Origin of the sequence: Paenibacillus sp. FSL H8-0537, assembly GCF_038051995.1 — a bacterium.
Classification (GTDB): Bacteria; Bacillota; Bacilli; order Paenibacillales; family Paenibacillaceae; genus Pristimantibacillus.
Genome location: NZ_CP150290.1, coordinates 1,816,767 through 1,833,756, shown reverse-complemented (window position 1 = coordinate 1,833,756; position 16,990 = coordinate 1,816,767). Strand labels below are relative to the sequence as shown.

The 16,990-nt window shown below is 49.5% G+C and carries 15 protein-coding genes; 1 reads left to right on the top strand and 14 read right to left on the bottom strand.

What is annotated here, in order from left to right; all coding sequences use genetic code 11:
- Positions 1-3: 3 nt before the first annotated feature.
- The 6 genes from MHB80_RS07670 to liaF all read right to left on the bottom strand — a co-directional run bounded on the left by MHB80_RS07670 (position 4) and on the right by liaF (position 5,959).
- Positions 4-693, bottom strand: coding sequence for a response regulator transcription factor (locus MHB80_RS07670; RefSeq protein WP_341281603.1), 690 nt, complete (start codon positions 691-693; stop codon positions 4-6).
- A 109-nt stretch (positions 694-802) separates the two neighbouring features.
- Positions 803-2,431: a trypsin-like peptidase domain-containing protein gene (locus tag MHB80_RS07665; RefSeq protein ID WP_341281602.1), complete on the bottom strand. Its 1,629-nt coding sequence runs from the start codon at positions 2,429-2,431 to the stop codon at positions 803-805.
- A gap of 200 nt (positions 2,432-2,631) precedes the next feature.
- A complete protein-coding gene (locus MHB80_RS07660; RefSeq protein WP_341281601.1) occupies positions 2,632-3,042 on the bottom strand; it encodes a YugN family protein in 411 nt (136 codons plus the stop codon).
- 119 nt (positions 3,043-3,161) lie between these two features.
- On the bottom strand, positions 3,162-3,827 hold the full coding sequence (locus MHB80_RS07655; protein ID WP_341281600.1) for a response regulator transcription factor: 666 nt from the start codon (positions 3,825-3,827) through the stop codon (positions 3,162-3,164).
- A complete protein-coding gene (locus tag MHB80_RS07650) occupies positions 3,824-4,858 on the bottom strand; it encodes a sensor histidine kinase (RefSeq protein ID WP_341281599.1) in 1,035 nt (344 codons plus the stop codon). The genes MHB80_RS07655 and MHB80_RS07650 overlap by 4 nt, the downstream gene beginning before the upstream one ends.
- Before the next feature lie 6 nt (positions 4,859-4,864).
- Positions 4,865-5,959: a cell wall-active antibiotics response protein LiaF gene (gene liaF, locus MHB80_RS07645; RefSeq protein ID WP_341281598.1), complete on the bottom strand. Its 1,095-nt coding sequence runs from the start codon at positions 5,957-5,959 to the stop codon at positions 4,865-4,867.
- A gap of 267 nt (positions 5,960-6,226) precedes the next feature.
- On the opposite strand from liaF, the gene MHB80_RS07640 reads away from it, so the two are divergent.
- Positions 6,227-7,522 carry an ammonium transporter gene (locus MHB80_RS07640; protein ID WP_341281597.1) on the top strand — a complete coding sequence of 432 codons (1,296 nt, stop codon included), beginning with the start codon at positions 6,227-6,229 and terminating at the stop codon, positions 7,520-7,522.
- 73 nt (positions 7,523-7,595) lie between these two features.
- On the opposite strand, the gene MHB80_RS07635 is transcribed toward MHB80_RS07640, so the two are convergent.
- The 8 genes from MHB80_RS07635 to MHB80_RS07600 all read right to left on the bottom strand — a co-directional run bounded on the left by MHB80_RS07635 (position 7,596) and on the right by MHB80_RS07600 (position 16,884).
- The gene (locus tag MHB80_RS07635; RefSeq protein ID WP_341281596.1) at positions 7,596-7,973 is read right to left on the bottom strand and encodes a hypothetical protein; all 378 of its coding nucleotides are present in this window, start codon (positions 7,971-7,973) and stop codon (positions 7,596-7,598) included.
- Between the two features lie 168 nt (positions 7,974-8,141).
- Positions 8,142-8,273 carry a hypothetical protein gene (locus tag MHB80_RS07630; RefSeq protein WP_341281595.1) on the bottom strand — a complete coding sequence of 44 codons (132 nt, stop codon included), beginning with the start codon at positions 8,271-8,273 and terminating at the stop codon, positions 8,142-8,144.
- A 65-nt stretch (positions 8,274-8,338) separates the two neighbouring features.
- The gene (locus tag MHB80_RS07625) at positions 8,339-8,944 is read right to left on the bottom strand and encodes a 3D domain-containing protein (RefSeq protein ID WP_341281594.1); all 606 of its coding nucleotides are present in this window, start codon (positions 8,942-8,944) and stop codon (positions 8,339-8,341) included.
- Positions 8,945-9,019: 75 nt separating this feature from the next.
- Complete coding sequence (gene thrS, locus MHB80_RS07620) at positions 9,020-10,957, bottom strand: threonine--tRNA ligase (RefSeq protein WP_341282895.1); 1,938 nt, start codon at positions 10,955-10,957, stop codon at positions 9,020-9,022.
- Between the two features lie 436 nt (positions 10,958-11,393).
- The gene (locus MHB80_RS07615; protein ID WP_341281593.1) at positions 11,394-11,597 is read right to left on the bottom strand and encodes a hypothetical protein; all 204 of its coding nucleotides are present in this window, start codon (positions 11,595-11,597) and stop codon (positions 11,394-11,396) included.
- A gap of 25 nt (positions 11,598-11,622) precedes the next feature.
- Positions 11,623-14,748: an efflux RND transporter permease subunit gene (locus tag MHB80_RS07610; protein WP_341281592.1), complete on the bottom strand. Its 3,126-nt coding sequence runs from the start codon at positions 14,746-14,748 to the stop codon at positions 11,623-11,625.
- 83 nt (positions 14,749-14,831) lie between these two features.
- Complete coding sequence (locus tag MHB80_RS07605) at positions 14,832-16,208, bottom strand: HAMP domain-containing sensor histidine kinase (protein ID WP_341281591.1); 1,377 nt, start codon at positions 16,206-16,208, stop codon at positions 14,832-14,834.
- Positions 16,201-16,884, bottom strand: coding sequence for a response regulator transcription factor (locus MHB80_RS07600; protein WP_341281590.1), 684 nt, complete (start codon positions 16,882-16,884; stop codon positions 16,201-16,203). Before MHB80_RS07600 ends, MHB80_RS07605 begins: the two co-directional genes overlap by 8 nt.
- Positions 16,885-16,990 lie beyond the last annotated feature (106 nt).

The window sequence follows — 16,990 nt, the reverse complement described above, 5'->3', positions numbered from 1 at the left end:
TAATCAGCCCTCTCCCCGCAGCACATAGCCTGTCCCACGAACGGTTTGAATCATGCGCTTGCCGCCGCCCTCCTCCATTTTCTGGCGCAGCATCGCAATATAAACTTCAAGCACATTCGACTCTCCACTGAAGTCGTAGCCCCATATTTTCTCCATAATGACATCACGGGTCAATACGCGGCGCGGATTCTGAATAAAGAGCAGCAGCAGATCATATTCCTTGGCTGTCAGCTCAATACGCCGTCCATTTCGAATCGCTTCACGGGCATCTTGATCAAGAGCCAGATCCTCGTAGACGATTTTGCTGCCCGTATCCTCAATCTTGTCCGACTTGCGTCGCAGCAGCGCCCGAACTCTGGCAAGCAGCTCTTCGAGTGCAAACGGCTTCACCAGATAATCATCAGCTCCTGTATCCAGTCCTTTCACCCGATCGGTAATATCATCCTTCGCTGTCAGCATCAAAATCGGAACCGTGCTTCCACCTTCCCGTACTCTGCGGCACACTTCCCAGCCGTCTACATGCGGCATCATAACGTCGAGTATAAGCAGCTGCGGCTCCGCTGTCATTAGCAGCTTCAGCCCCTCTAAGCCATTGCTTGCAGTCGTCACTTCATATCCTTCAAAAATCAGGCTCCGTCTTAATAAAGAGGTGATTTTCTCATCATCGTCCACAACTATAATTTGTGTTCTCATCTGTACGCCCCCATATTGTTTAAGCTTCATAAAAACAGACGCAGAGAGATTGTTCGCCTCTGCGCCTGATTAACCATTCAGCACCGGCTGCACCGATATGCTGCTTGCTTTATTTTTCTGCGTTGAACTTGTTGCGGTCGCCAATGGTGACCGTCAAATCCATTTTCGCACCTTTGCGGATAATATTCAACTGTACTCCATCGCCAACCGCTCTCTTCTTAATCGCCGCGATTAAGTCCTGCGTATTGTTGTACACTTTGCCGTCAATGCCGATAATAACGTCAAATTGTTTCAGATCGCCCAAGTAGGCAGGAGAGTTATAATACACATTGCTGACAATGGAGCCTTCCGCTTTATCCATGCCTAGCTGCTTCGCCATAGCATCCGTTACATCAGCCAGCTCTGCTCCGATGAACGGTACTGGATCTTTCGGAACTTCAACGTTATTTTTCAAATTCTCCAATACGCCTTGAATCGTGCTTGTTGGAATCGCAAATCCGATTCCTTGCGCCTGGGAGCTTACAGCCGTGTTAATGCCGATCACTTCGCCATTTACGTTAAGCAGCGGTCCGCCAGAGTTGCCTGGGTTAATCGAAGCATCCGTTTGCAGCAAATGCTCGTAGTTGCGTGTTCCTTGCTCATCCGGAATGGAAATCGGACGTTCCTTCGCACTCAGCACGCCAACGGTAATCGTATGGTCGAAGCCATATGGATTGCCGATCGCCGCGACCCAATCGCCGATTTTAATGCTGTCGGAGCTGCCTAGCTTCAAAGTAGGAAAAGCTTTCGTATCCGTTACTTTAAGCACAGCCAAATCCAAATTATAATCAGAGCCCAGCAGTTGCGCCGTTAGCGGCTTGTCATAACCTTGCACCGTGACTTCGATTTTCTCTGCACCGCCAACAACGTGCTGGTTCGTCAGAATGTAACCGGAGGCGTCGAAAAAGAATCCGGTACCGCTGCCCGTTGCCTGCAATCCATTGCTGTTGTTGTTTTGCTCCTTGCTGCCTGCTCCCGGATAATCTTGGCCGAAAAACTGCTCAAAGAAAGAATCGGCCGATGAACCGCCATTGCTTCTTGCGGGGGAAGCAAAGGTCTCAATTTTCACAACAGCCGGGCTTGATGTCTCAAACAGCTTAGCAATGTCGTCCGGTCTGTCGGATGCTGCTGTAAGCCCGCTGTTTTGACCCGTCGCTGTAGCGGTTCCCTGCTGGGATACGGTCGCTTCCGCTGGCTTGCTAAACCAATTGTTCACATCCGCCGCATACATTAAAGAGCCTACTACTAAAACCCCAGCTATAAACGAAGAAAACATCGCTTTGAATGACGTTCTGCGCTGCGGCTCCTTCACCTGCCAGCCCCCTCTTGCGGATGACTGCGATGAACTGAACGGCCTTACTGGGGCAGGAGGCATAGAATCAGCAAAGCTTGCCTGATCCCCCTGCTGCTGGCTGTACGGCTGGGATGCCGCAGCTGGTTCCTGACTGGATGCCTGTGCTGGGGTTGAAATAGGCTGATTGCCTGCTCCTGACCCATCAGTTAGCACATTATTATCGGGTGCGCCCGACTTAAACGGTCCGTAAGAATAGTAGTAGGAAGGCTTGCTTGCCTGCTCAGAAGAATCAGCAGATGCTTCATCAGCTTGGACTGGCTGAACGTTGTCCTCCTGCTTCTGCTGCCCGTCCTCACGATTTTGGAAAAAATCATCAAAGCCGTTCTTTTTATTCTGATCGTCCATTCCCGTTTCCTCCTCATCGGTATACAATGAAGCAATTCAGTCTCTAGAGGCTGCTTGCTGGTTAATTGTTGTACTCCTATCATGCACATTCTACCTTAAAACAATCTTAAAAGACATTTAAACATACATAAAAAAACTCCCTATCACCAATGAAAGGGAGTTTTTCATGCTAATTTTATGATTCAAATGTCAGCTCAAGCTCAGGACAATGCCCGCTCGACCTGCTGCAAAATGTCCTTGGCCCGCTCGACCCATTCGCTTTCAATGTCAGCATCTGGATCAATCGGCGATTGAAATTGATCGAATAAGGCGCCTACCAGCCGCACCGAGGCTTCCTCATCATTGCCTTCATTATATAAATGCTTAAGCACATAAGGCGTTCCCAGCTTAATACTGGCATCCGTATCCGAAGAGCTATTATCGATGGTGCCATCCGTCACTTCAAAAGGAATCCGCAGCCATACTTTATGGGCTTCATCCAATGGGCGATCGAACGAACCAGCTGCATAATCCCAATTGCCGCCTAAAGCGAACGTATGCTGCGTCAGCATATCGCGGGTTTCAATAAAGGATTGATGGCTGGCTTCCAGCTCCGATGACAGCAAAATCATAGCAAGACGCTCCTTTTATGTACGCTTTAGTGCGGCTCAGCTCGCCGCTGTACATCATTAGTATAGCCCGCCTTTTGCTGCATTATGTGATAGATAACAACGATATGGTTTATTTTTGATTATTGGCTTTTGGCCCAGCCCTTGCGATGAGCGAGCACCGCGAGCTGTGTCCGATCGTCCAGCTCGCATTTCATTAATAAATTGCTGACATGCGTTTTGACCGTCTTAATGCTAATGTGCAGCTCTTCGCCAATTTCCTTGTTAGAACGTCCCTCGGCAATTAGCAGCAGCACTTCCTTCTCCCGCTCCGTCAGTCCTTCATCACCTGATTGCGCAGTACGCTGCCGGAGGCCGCGCGTCAAAGCCTGAGATACATCAGCGGTCATCACTGGCATGCCTTTCGAAGCGCCATTTAGCGCATAAATAAGCTCTTCGGCCGATACCGTCTTCAGCACATAGCTGACCGCCCCTGCCTCAATAGCAGCATACACTTTATCATCCTCCAAAAAGCTCGTCAGCATGACGATTTTCACATCCGGATATTTCGCCATGACCCGTCTCGTCGTTTCAATGCCATCCATTTCAGGCATCATTAAGTCCATCAGCATGACATCAGGCATCCCTTTCGGAATGCCGGCTTCAAGCTTATCAAGCGCAGCCTGCCCGCTTCCAGCCTCTGCAACGACTTCAAATTTTGGTTCCAGCATTAAATACGTGCGCAGCCCTGTTCGAACCATATCATGGTCATCAATAATCATGATTTTCAACTTTTCCTGGCTGTTCATTTTTTATCGCTCCCCCGCCATATTTTTGGAATAGACACCTTGACCCTCGTCCCGCTGCCTGGCTTGCTTATAATTTCTGCCGTCCCGCCAAGCTTCTGGGCACGCTCGTGCATCGTTGACAGCCCATAAGACCCTCGTTTGACCTCATCTACTCGAAAGCCCGCTCCATCATCCTGCAAGCTCAGCACAATTTGCCGTTCATTTTCAGATAGCGTTAGCGAGCAGCTTACGGCTTTCGCGTGCTTTACGATATTGGCTAGCCCCTCCTGCACGATGAGAAAAAGCTGATGCTCCTTCGCTTCCGAGAGCGGCTCAGTCAGCCGCCAATCCAGCTCGCCTTGCAGATGGTTTTGCCGGCAATAATCAGGAAACCACTTGTCCAGCGCTTGGCGCAGTGTACGGCCTTCAAGCTCCATCGGACGAAGCTGGGCGATAAAGGTGCGCATTTGCTTCTGGGCGAGCGTTGACATCTCGATTAACTGGCCCAGCACCTCAGCCGCGCGTTCGCTATCCACCTGCTGAAGCTTTGGCAGCGAAGAGGCGCACATATGCATCGCAAACAACTGCTGGCTTACCGTATCATGCAAGTCACGGGCAAGCCTTTTACGCTCCTCCAGCACCGCCGCTTCATTAGAGGCGGCCTCGGCCATAACCTGCTCTTCGCCTGTGCGCTGGATGTAAGTCATCCGCTCCTCCATTTGCCTCGCAAGCACATTAAATTCCTCATAAAGCTCGGTGAAGGACAAGCCGCCCCGCTCGGCAATCCGAATTTCAAAATTGCCGTTGACGGCCTGCTTCATCGCAAGCTGAAGCGTATCCACTCTGCGCTGTATGCGCCTCCCAGCCCAATAACCGCAAGACGCAGCAACAAGCAGGAAGACGGCTGAGGCTGTCAGCCCCAGCTCCCATCTTCCTGCATTTGGCATGAGTCCATAAGCGATCATCGCCGCCGCTCCATAAGCTAGAGCAGCAGCGAGCACAAACATGGATATCAATTCCCATTTTCCACTGCGAAGCAACCGAACCATCATAAACGCTTATCCCACCCTCGTGACACGCACATCGCCAATAAACGAGCTAACGACCAGCCTTATTTTTTTATCCGCCTCCGCATAGGAAGGCGATGCCATATCCATTGACTTGAACATACCTTGCTCCTTTTTGCCCAGAAACTTCACATCGCCAATGAAGACGCTGCTCTGCACGTGAATACCCACTTCATAATCGTTAGGGACGTATACTTTCACATCGCCAATAAAAGAGGATACCGTGATCTTCGTTTCCCCGTAAGCAATTTGTGCTTTCGTTAAATCAATAACGGTGTCGCCGATAAAATGCGAAATGTTGATTGGCTGCAGCTCCCAATGATCATGGCCGATATGAATATCGCCAATGAAATTGGAGCGGGTCTGTGTATTCGGATCATTGTTCCACCACTCGCTTTTGCCGCTGTAGTGATTTTTTTCATTTTTCCACTCTTTGCGCTGTTCCCGATACTGCTGCTTCCATTCTTTACGCTGATCGCGGTAATGCTGCTTGGCCTGCTCTTTCCACACGCTGCCAACCGGCTGTTCCTTCTCTAAATTTATTTTAAATTTACCACCTTCAAAGCCATTTTGCTGAAATGGTGCTCCATTAACGGAACCAGCTTGTTTATGCTCCTGCTCAGGAGAAAAAGGATCGGTTGGGCCCGGATGCAGCGGCGGTGCCGGAGGTACATCTCCGTCCCCATAACCATCATAAGATTTCCAGTCATCAGAAGGAGGCACATCCTGCTTCCGTCTTTTCCTGCTCGGCCTGCGAAGCATATTAATGCCGACCAAAATAATAATAATCGGCCAAATATACGGAATAATATCGCCTATGGACCAATCCGACCAGCCCATGTTACGGGCAAGAAACACGACGCCAATAATAATCATCACCCAGAAGCCGCCGCCATGCTTATAGGAATCTTTCGAAAACACCCCTTTTAGCCCAATGACGATTAATATAAGCGGCCAGAAGTTGGAGATTATTTCTCCAATACTGAGCTGGGTGGAAATGATACCCGTTTGATTAAGAAAAAAGACAACACCTATCGCAATAACGATACCAGCTGTTATAAATCGATTGAAAAAGCTGCCATTCATAAGGTAATCAACTCCTGCCTTCAATTGGTTCAATACTTGATACGTCTAAGTATAACGGACTCGCCAAACACAAGAAAGGGACGGCCGATTGAAATCCAGCTCGGTCTCTAGACCGAGACAAAGGAATATTACTCCAGTCAAACCTGACATGCGTCACGAAACATTACATAAAAGCGTTGACATTGTTAACTCTGAATCATTATAATGATCAACGAATTAGAAAAGTAACATCATTTTATATCCGATAATAAGGGGTTGACCTACGCAATGGAGTTGTCAGAACTGTCGAGAGGTCTCGATACAATCTGGGTTGTCTTGACAGCGGCTATGATTTTGCTGATGGAGGGCGGCTTCGCTCTACTGGAGGCAGGTTTCGTCCGTCAAAAGAATGCTGTCAGCATCATTATGAAGGTATTCGTTGATATTGCTTTTGGAGCGCTCGTTTTTTATTTTTTCGGCTTCGCTATTATGTACGGAAAAGACGTAAGCGGCCTGCTTGGCACCAGCGGCTTCCTGCTGAGCGGCGATCTTTCTCATATTGTACTTAATATTTCCAATGAAACGTATTGGCTGTTCCAATGTGCCTTCGTTATAGCGGTCATCTCTATCGTCTCCGGAGCCGTCGCTGAACGCATCCACTTCCGTGCCTATATTTTGCTGACGATCGCCATGACTGGACTCATTTACCCGCTTGCGGGCCACTGGGTATGGTCAACGGGCGGCTGGCTTGGCAAGCTCGGCATGATTGACTTTGCCGGTTCAGCTGTTATTCATGCCCTTGGCGGATTTGCTGCTCTTGCTGCTGCCATTTTCGTCGGGCCTCGTATTGGAAAGTTCAGCCCGGATGGCAAGGTGAATATTGTTTCGCCCTCCAATTTGCCGCTCGCATCCGTTGGCGCATTCATCCTATGGTTCGGCTGGTTCGGCTTTAATGCCGGAAGTACATTAAGCGCGACGAACACCTCCATCGGGCATATCGCCGTAACGACGATGCTGTCCGCTGCAGCGGGTGGAGCCACCTGCATATTGTTTACGATGTTTCGTTATAAAAAAGCCGATCCCCCGATGGTTATTAACGGCTCACTTGCCGGGCTTGTCGGCATTACCGCCGGCTGCGCATTCGTCTCTGACGGCGCTGCCATCTTCATCGGCGCGATTTGCGGCATTATGATGGTGCTCGCGACGGAATACATGGAAAGCAAAAAAATCGATGACCCTGTCGGCGCCTTTGCGGTACACGGCATTAGCGGCAGCATTGGTACGCTGGCACTCGGGTTATTCGCTAAGCCAGAGCTCGCAAGCGAGGTTGGACAAGGCTATTACGGCTTATTTTATGGGGGCGGCTTGAAGCTGCTTGGTGTACAAGCACTTGGCCTCGTCACCGTATCTGTATGGGGTTTCGTATTTACTTGGGGCGTATTATGGCTCATCCGCAAAATCATGCCGGTTCGCGTCTCTAAAGACGAGGAGCTAATTGGTCTGGACGTTGGTATTCACGGCGTTCCCGCTTACAGCTACGATACGGATTTTCTTGATGTAGACCACCATAAAAGCAGCAATTGACATCGGTATAAATTAACAAAAAACCTCCACAACCCCAGCGATGCCAAGCATCCGGGAATGTGGAGGTTTTGTTTTATAGTAAATCATTCGCCAGCTCAAAGGGAACCGTGACCATATCAGTTGGAGCCGAGCTGCTTTGAATGATGCGTACTTTTTCAATTTCAAGTCTTAGCGCACGAACCTTCTCCATCGGCTTGCGCACGAAATGGATATGCTCTACCGCCAAATGATGATCCGGCTTCTTTCCCGACAACATGCGTCTGAAAGCAGACATCGATTGATAAGCCCTCTCTTCCTTGAGACGGCGATTCTCGTAACGCTCGACCATTTGCTCGATCTCGATAATTTCCTGTTCCTTCTTGGCGATATAAGCGTCAATGAATGGAAGCACCTCTGCAGCTCTGCGATGCTCTGAAGCCGAATAGTTTGTGAATGTTATAGGATCAGTCATGAGAGTTCACCTGTCTTATCATGTGATTATTCGTTACACCGTAATCATACAATAAAACAGGTTCGTTTGAAAACTGTTTTTTATCTCCTAATTTCAATACCCATTCGCCAGGCTAGAGAAAAAGAGCCATAGCGGCTCCTTTTCTCACTTATTTATTGGGGCAGCGAGTTATTTCTGCTTTTTTTGCGTCGATTTAGCAGCTGTATTGCTCGTTTCATTGTTTTGCACAAATTCTTGTGCAAACTCGGTATTCAGCTTTTGGTTCGATTGAGCTGCTTTATTGTTTTTGTTCTTGGCCATGTTGGTTTTTCACCTCCCCGTCCATGTTAGTATGGCGGGTTATGGCTCTAATATGCATGCTTTTGTTACGATTCAAGGTAAGCCTCGGGCAAGCCTTTTCCAGCTTCAGCGGCTTTGTTAACCTTATTGAGCCAAGCCTGAGACAGCTTGCCGCTGCCTTTGCGAATGACCTCTACCTCCACTGTACGCTTGCCCCATTGCTTGAACACATCCGCCGTCGTCTCGAAATATAAATCGATTCGGCTGCCCTTAATAGCTGATCCCGTATCGGCGACTACGCCATACCCGTAACCCGGAATATAGAGCAGGGAGCCAATCGGGAACAGCCTTGGATCAGCCGCAATCGTGGAAACCATATCCCTGCGAACCTTCACGCCCGAATAAGTAACTCCATAGCTTGGATGGCCGGGCCGCTTCCCTGTCGATTCAACTCCGGCTGTGTAGCCCGTTGCGACGACCTTCACTTTATCGTACGCCGATTTTTGCAGCGCTAACTTCTGCTTGACGGTTTGAAGCGGGAGCGCCTCTGGGGCGACTATTGCCAGCATATGCTGCGTCAATGCCGCCTGATCAGGCTTCTTGTCTGGAAATGTCGTTATACAGATCGATAGCAGTACGAGCGCCGCAATTGCGAGCAGCATTTTTTTATATTGAAAAAAGCTTGTAACCATTTGGGCACTTCCTCCTCTGAAGAAGATTACCCAAGTGGCACAAGCTTTATGCAGACGAGCTGCTGCTAGCTGCTCTTATATGGCCTTTGTTTTGATTTCTTGCTCCAGCAATTCAGCTGTTTCGGCAATCGATTTTGCACCGATATCGCCTTCGCCGCGCTTGCGGATCGAGACCGAGCCAGCTTGCATTTCGTTCTCGCCGACAACGAGCATATACGGCACTTTCTCAATTTGCGCCTCGCGAATTTTGTAGCCAAGCTTCTCATTGCGAAGATCGCTTTCTACGCGAATGCCCGCTTCCTGCAGCTTCTCAGCCACTTCACGCGCATATTCCTCATAAACGGTGGAAACCGGAATAACCTTCGCTTGAATTGGCGACAGCCACAGCGGCAGCGCGCCAGCAAAATTCTCAAGCAGGAATGCCGTCATGCGCTCCATTGTGCTGATGATGCCGCGGTGAATAACGACTGGACGGTGCTTCTTCCCGTCTTCTCCGATGTATTCCAGCTCGAAACGCTCTGGAAGAAGGAAGTCCAGCTGTGCTGTGGACAGCGTCTCTTCTTTGCCCAGCGCGGTTTTGATCTGAACGTCCAGCTTTGGACCGTAGAAAGCTGCTTCGCCTTCTGCCTCGAAAAATGGCAGATCCAGCTCCTCGACAACTTCGCGAAGCATACGCTGCGACATTTCCCACATTTCATCATTTTGAAAATATTTCTCGGTATCCTGTGGATCACGGTACGATAGACGGAACCGATATTCCTTAATGCCGAAATCCTCGTATACCTTGCGAATTAGGTTGACAACACGGGCGAACTCTTCCTTGATTTGGTCCGGACGGCAGAAAATATGCGCGTCATTCAGCGTCATCGCACGAACGCGGTGCAAGCCAGTCAGGGCACCGGACATTTCATAACGGTGCATCGTACCCATCTCTGCAATACGCACCGGCAAATCGCGGTAGCTTCTCATATCGCTTTTGAAAACCATCATATGATGCGGGCAGTTCATTGGACGAAGAACAAGCTCTTCGTTATCCAGCACCATTTTCGGGAACATATCCTCGCTGTAGTGCTCCCAGTGGCCGGATGTTTTGTAAAGCTCTACGTTAGCCAGTACAGGCGTATATACATGCTCATAGCCAAGACGCTCTTCCATATCCACGATGTAGCGCTCCAATGTACGGCGAACTTTCGCGCCATTCGGCAGCCAGAGCGGCAAGCCTTGGCCAACCTCGCGTGAGAACGTGAACATTTTCAGCTCGCGCCCAAGCTTGCGGTGATCGCGTTTTTTCGCTTCCTCAAGGAAGTGCAAATGCTCATCGAGCTGTGCTTTCTTAGGGAACGCTGTTCCGTAAATACGCTGCAGCATTTTGTTTTTGGAATCTCCGCGCCAGTAAGCGCCTGCTACGCTGAGCAGCTTGAAGGCTTTAATCCGTCCAGTAGACGGAAGGTGAGGCCCACGGCATAGGTCAAAAAATTCGCCCTGATCATAAATCGTAATTTCCGATTCCACTGGGAGATCGCGGATGAGCTCCAGCTTAAGCGTGTCGCCAATATCGGTAAATACGGCAATCGCTTCATCACGGCTGACGACGCGGCGGCGGATATCGAGATTTTGCTGAACAATTTTATCCATTTCCTTCTCGATTTTCACCAAATCTTCCGGAGTAATCGACTGCTCCATATCGATATCATAGTAGAAGCCATCCTCAATAACGGGCCCAATACCGAGCTTAAGATCAACATCGGCATATATACGCTTGATCGCCTGTGCCATCAAATGCGCTGTGCTGTGACGGTATACTTCCAGCCCGTCGGCAGAATCCAAGGTTACGATTTCAACCTTTGCATCTTCGCTAATAGGTGTGTAAACATCAACGGTTTTTCCGTCAATTTTACCGGCAATTGCATTTTTGCGCAGTCCGCTGCTGATCGAGCCAGCCACCTCTTCAATTGTTGTTCCTGCAACATATTCCCTTATTGCGCCATCCGGCAAAGTTACTTTAATCGCCATCGTTATCATCCTTTCCATTCGCTAAGCTTCCAAGCTGCTGCGTTCTGAACGCAAAAAAAGCACGCATCCCGCGAAGGGACGAGTGCTTGTAAGCTCGTGGTTCCACCCTAATTCGATTGCTCGCCTAACGCTTATCAGCGTATTTCATCCGGGCTGCAGCTAATCCTTGATTCATCTGGTAACGGAGATTTCCGGTACAGCTTAATGGCGCTTCACTACTTGAAGCATGTTCGGCTATACAGCTACAAAGGGGTATATTTACATTAATCTGGAAGGAAATTTCAGCCCTGTTTCCTCTCTCTGAACCAGTTGAACGTGTAAATACATGTCTTTATCATTGCCTTTTCATCTTATATCAGCATAATTATAGTCCTGAATAGCAAGCAGGTCAAGCGTTAGGACGCACATTGCCTTAAGCGCCTTTATTATGCGAGGCCTACGACAATCCTTTTCCTTTATAGATGCTGCGGCGGCGTACGCGAACGATCCGATATACGCTGATTGAAAGCAGAATGAGGAAGAGCGGCATCAGCGCCACCCCGCTGCCCTGCCGCGTCGGCACCTCAGCGAAAGCAGCCCCAAGCATCAGTACAGCAAACACGCCAAACATCATAAATCTTCTTCCTTTACGTCCATTCATCGGTCTCACTCCCTCTTCCTCATTCCTAGTCGTTGAACATATCCGCTTCATTAACCTTGTGTTTTTTCCACATCATTTCATAAATGACCGGCATGACGATCAGCGTAAGCAGCGTCGAGCTGAACAAGCCGCCAATAACCGTGATTGCAAGGCCACCTGAAATGAGACTCGTCGAGGAGCCGGATAACGCAAGCGGAACAAGCGCAAGCATCGTCGCAAAAGCCGTCATTAAAATCGGCCTAAGCCTTGTTCTTGCCGCCTCTACGATCGCTTCAGTAATCGGTATGCCCGTTTTGCGATTTTTCTCCACCCGATCAAGCAGTACGACCGCATTGGTGACGACGATGCCGACCAGCATCAGCATGCCAATCATGCCGCTCATAGACAGCGACTGGCCTGTCAGAAGCAAGGCGCTCAGTGAGCCGATAGGAATAAACACCAGCGAGGCTAAAATAATAAGCGGTGTCCGCAAGCCTCCGAACGTCATGCTCATAATAATAAACACGAGGCCAATCGCTGCCGCCATGGCGATGCCGAGGCTTGAGAAGCCGTCATTGATCATTTGCAGGCCGCCGCCTACTTTGAGCTCCACATCGGAAGGCAGCGTCAGGCTGTCGATATCCGCCTGCACCAGCTTAGTAACTGCCGATACGGCACTGTCATCCTTCACCGTTCCACTGACAAGGGCGTACATTTTGCCATCGTCATGGCTAACCTTGATCCAGGCGTTCTGCTCGGTTATATCTGCGATATCCTTCAGCTTCTTCATGCCCGCTGCAGTAGGAATCTGTATATTTTCCAGCTCTTCCTTAGTGGCAATTTGCTGTTTATACGATAACGTGATTGCTTGCTCCTTATTATCGATTTTGTAAGTGCCCGCATCGACTGGTCGAAGCTGCTCGCCGGTCAGTTGCATAATTAGATAGGGGCTAATATTGGCATCCATTCCGCTTTGGTTAAGGGAAACGACCCATTTAGGCGTTACCTCATCCATATTGTTCGTAATATCCTTCAAATCGCTGCTTTCCTTCATTAGCTTTTCAATTTGAAGGGCCGTTTGCGCCAGCTTGTCCGCACTGTCCGAATAAATGCTGACATCAATATTGTTGCCCGAAGGCGGTCCCTTCTGTTCGCCCGCTTTAATATTGAGCGTCGTGCCTGCCTGCTTCGATGTAACCACTGCCAGCAGCTCGGTCTGCAGCTTCGAGGTCAACTCCGCCATATCGCTTCCTTCGTCAAATTGAGCCGTGATCGTCGCTTTATTATTGCCGCCGCTAGGCAGCAGCGGGGTAGCGCCTGCACCGCCAACGGAGACCTCATAGCTCTCTACGTTTTCCAGCTTGCTTAAATATGCCTCCACCTCGCCGCTGACATCGTCCGTCTGCTTCAGGCTGCTTTGCGCTGGCAGGGCAACATCAATAGCTAAGCTTGGAGTCGCACTTGTCGGCAGAAAAGCAACACCGATTAAAGGAATCAAGCCCAGCGAGCCTATTAGCAGCACGACAGCAGCTCCTAATACGAGCGCTTTGCGCTTCAGCGCGCTGCGAATTATTTTCTCAAAACCATTTGATAGTCTGCTTTCCTTCGTATGCGGCTTAACGCTTCTGAAAAAGCGGCTGCCCAGCACCGGTATCAGCATCATCGACACTAATAGCGAGATCGTAATAGAGAGAACGACAGCAATCGAAAACGGACGGAAAAACTGTCCAATGATCCCGCTGACAAAAGCGAGCGGTGCGAAGACGACGATCGTCGCCGCCGTGGATGAGGCTACAGCCCCGATCACCTCGCGGGTCGCTTGGTAGGCCAGCTCCTTGCCGCTCATTTTCTCGCCTTTTTCCTGCCGCCATCTATATATATTTTCAATAACGACGATGCTGTCATCGACGATCCGTCCGACGGAAACGGCGATGCCGCCCAGCGTCATAATGTTAAGCGTATAGCCCATTTGATCCATAATCGCAATCGTGGCAAAAATAGAAATTGGCAGCGACAAAATCGAAATAATCGTCGCTCTTACATTGCGTAAAAACAGGAAAATAATGAGCACGCAAAACAATGTGCCATACAAGCCTTCACGAATAAGGCCGGATACGGATTCTTTAATTTCCTGTCCTTGGTCAACAATGACATGATAATTCAGCTCGCCTTTGTCTTGATAAGTGGTGAGCAGCTCCCTCACATTGTCAGACACATCCGCCGTATTGGCATCCTGCGTCTTCTGAATCGAGATAACAAAGCTCGGCTCGCCATTAAAGCGGGTAATTTCATTTTGCTTCGATACCGTCTTAATGTCGGCAATATCACCCAGTGTGATAGCTACTGCCGCTTGATTAGCCGCATTGCCCTGCACACCGCTTGCAACCGCACCACTCGCGCTGCCTGTTGCAGAACCTGCGGCTCCGCCGCCAGCCGTTGCCGTCAGCTTCAGCTGTTCAAGCTGCTTCAAGCTGTCAAGGCTGCCGGTCAGCCGAATCGGTATGACCGTCTCCTCCTGCGACACTGAGCCCAGTGGCAGGGCGTAGTCTAGCCCCTGAAGCGCCGTGCGAATGGAGCTGAGCGTAATGCCACGCTGCGCCGCTTTATTTTTATCTACAACAATCGTAAGCTCATTCGTCGCTGCGCCCTTCAGCGTTACGTTTCCTACTCCAGCAAGCTTTTGCAGCTCAGGAACGACGCTGTTTTGCAGCTCATCAGCAAGCTTCGCCGAATCTCCTTCGGCAGCGAATACAGCCGCTTGATAAATAGGCTGGCTATTAGCCGACAAGCGCTGCACCGTAACATTGGCATTATCGGCCAGCTTCAGCTTGCTGAGCTCAGCCTCAACCTCGCTGTATTTTTTGTCCATATCGGTGCCGAATGGAAACTGGATAAAGATGCTGGCCGCATTTTCAGCAGAGGTGCTCGTCAGTGACTCATATCCCTGCACACGCTTCAAATGGTCTTCAATCGGCATCGCAACCTCCGACTCGATCTCCTCCGTGGAGGCGCCAGGCTGAATCACCTGTACGAACACGGCTGGAAAATCCAGATCCGGAAACGTCTGCTGCTTAATTTGCGTGGAGGCGTACAAGCCATACCCCAGCACCAAAGCACATAATAAAATGACAGCAACGCTATTTTTCAAACTAAATTTGGTCAATCGATTCAATATCTCTCTCTCCTCTCGCTGTATAACCTCCTTCATCATAACGAGTAATTTTGTACTAATTATGTACAGGTACGCTGTATGCCCTAATTGGTTTTATCTGGAGGAACGAGCGGCAGTACGACTGTCATCGTGGTCCCTTTGGCCATCGTACTCTCTACCCTGATTTCTCCCGCATGGAGCTCGACAATCCGCTTAACAATGGAGAGGCCGATGCCATTTCCGCCAACCGTACGCTCGCGGGCTTGATCTATTTTATAAAAGGGCTTGAAAATATGCTGAAGCTCCTCCTCCGGAATGCCCACTCCGCTGTCAGCAACCGACACGGTCACGCTATGCTGACTTGCCGCCAAGCTAATTGCAATGACGCTCCCAGCCCCTGTGAACTTAATCGCATTGCTCAGCAGATTCGTCCAAAGCTGGCTCAGCTTATCCTCATCTGCCGAAATAATGACAGGCTCCAGATCCAATTCGAGCTTAATGCTTTTGGTGGACCAAAGCGGCTCGCTGGCAATCATGACATCTTTAAGCTGCTCATCCAAACGATATTGGCTCATATTCGGCTGAATTTGGTCATGCTCAAGCGAGGATAGCTTAAGCAAATCCTGTGTCAGCCGAGATAGGCGGTCGCTCTCCTCCTCAATAATGGTGAGCAGGCGAAGACGGCTTTCCTCATCCAGCTTTTTCTGCTTAAGCGCCATAGTGAAGCCTTTAATTGAAGTAAGCGGAGACTGGATTTCATGAGAAACGTCCGAAACGAACTGCCTTCTCACCCGCTCCAGTGAATCGAGCTCCTGGGCCATCTGATTAAAGCTTGCCGTCAGCTCGCCGATTTCATCCTTGCGTTTCGTAGCGAGCCTGATGCTGAAATCGCCTTTCGCCATTTTTCGGGTAGCCGAGGTTAGATGCTTCAAAGGACGCACCATATAGCGGGAGGTCACGATGACGAGAAGTGTGCCAATTAATAGAACGAGAATAAGCTGCATGCGGAAATAGCCGAAAGCGAGGTTGGCAACGCCATTCGTTTCAGGCTTTATAAACAAGGCGTAAGCTTGTCCTTCAATTTGAAAAGGGAGCCCGACGACGAGCCGGTCATAATCTTTGTCCGCCCCGCCCCGATAAACGCCGCCACTGAGCACGCTGCGCAAATTTTCCCCATCCACATTCAGCTTATGTCCGGCAACCTTGTCGGTTGCGTGAAGCGGTCTGCCTTGTTCGTCATAGACGATAAAGGTGAAAATCGGCAGCGCGGTTATGCCCTCCATTAAAGCATCCAAATTATTGGGGTACGATTGCTTGTAGGATTCAATTATCGTTTTGCCGCTGACAATTAAATTGTCCTGAACGTAGGTTCGAAGCTTATGACTAAACAGAAAATGGGTCATGAAAAAGCTTAAAATGACGCTCGCCATAACCGATGCGACAAACATAAGAATAAAGCGGACATACAGCGATTTAATCACGATATACCTCCAGCCGGTAGCCCAGCCCCCAGATCGTCACGATTTTGAAATCCTGCTCATACGCGGCAAAACGCTCTCTCAGACGCTTAACATGCGTATCCACAGCCCGCTCGTCGCCCTCGTAATCGTAGCCCCATATTTGCTCAATTAATGAATCGCGCTTGAACAGCTTGCCCGGATAGCTCGCTAGCAAAAACAGCAGCTCAAATTCCTTAAGCGGTATGGATTCACTTGAGCCTGTATCCTTATAGCGAATTTGATAGCTCGTTTTATCAAGTGTTACTTGACCTAAACGAACAATTTGTGAGATTGAAATGCGATACCGCTTCAGCAGCGCCTTCACCCGCATCACCAGCTCCATCGGATCAAAAGGCTTTACCATATAATCGTCGGTGCCCAGCCGAAAGCCCTTAATTCGCTCGGGCGCCTCCCCTTTGGCGGTAATCATCATTATCGGCTTGTCCCCCGCTTCGCGCACTCTTCTGCACAGCTCCCAGCCGTCCATCTGCGGCATCATAATGTCGAGAATAATAAGATCAACCGGATGATTGCTATAGTAGTCCCAAGCGTCTACGCCATTGCTTTGCTCTATAATGTCCATTCCTTCATCTTCCAAAAACAAACGGAGCAGCTGCCGGATATGCGGATCGTCATCCACTACGAGTACAGTCGTCATGCGTGTTCCTTCTTCCCAATTTGAAGTTCAGTTCTATGTCATAGTGTAATACACAATTTTGTATTATTTATGTATTGAAATAAAAAACTCGCCGAATATCGGCGAG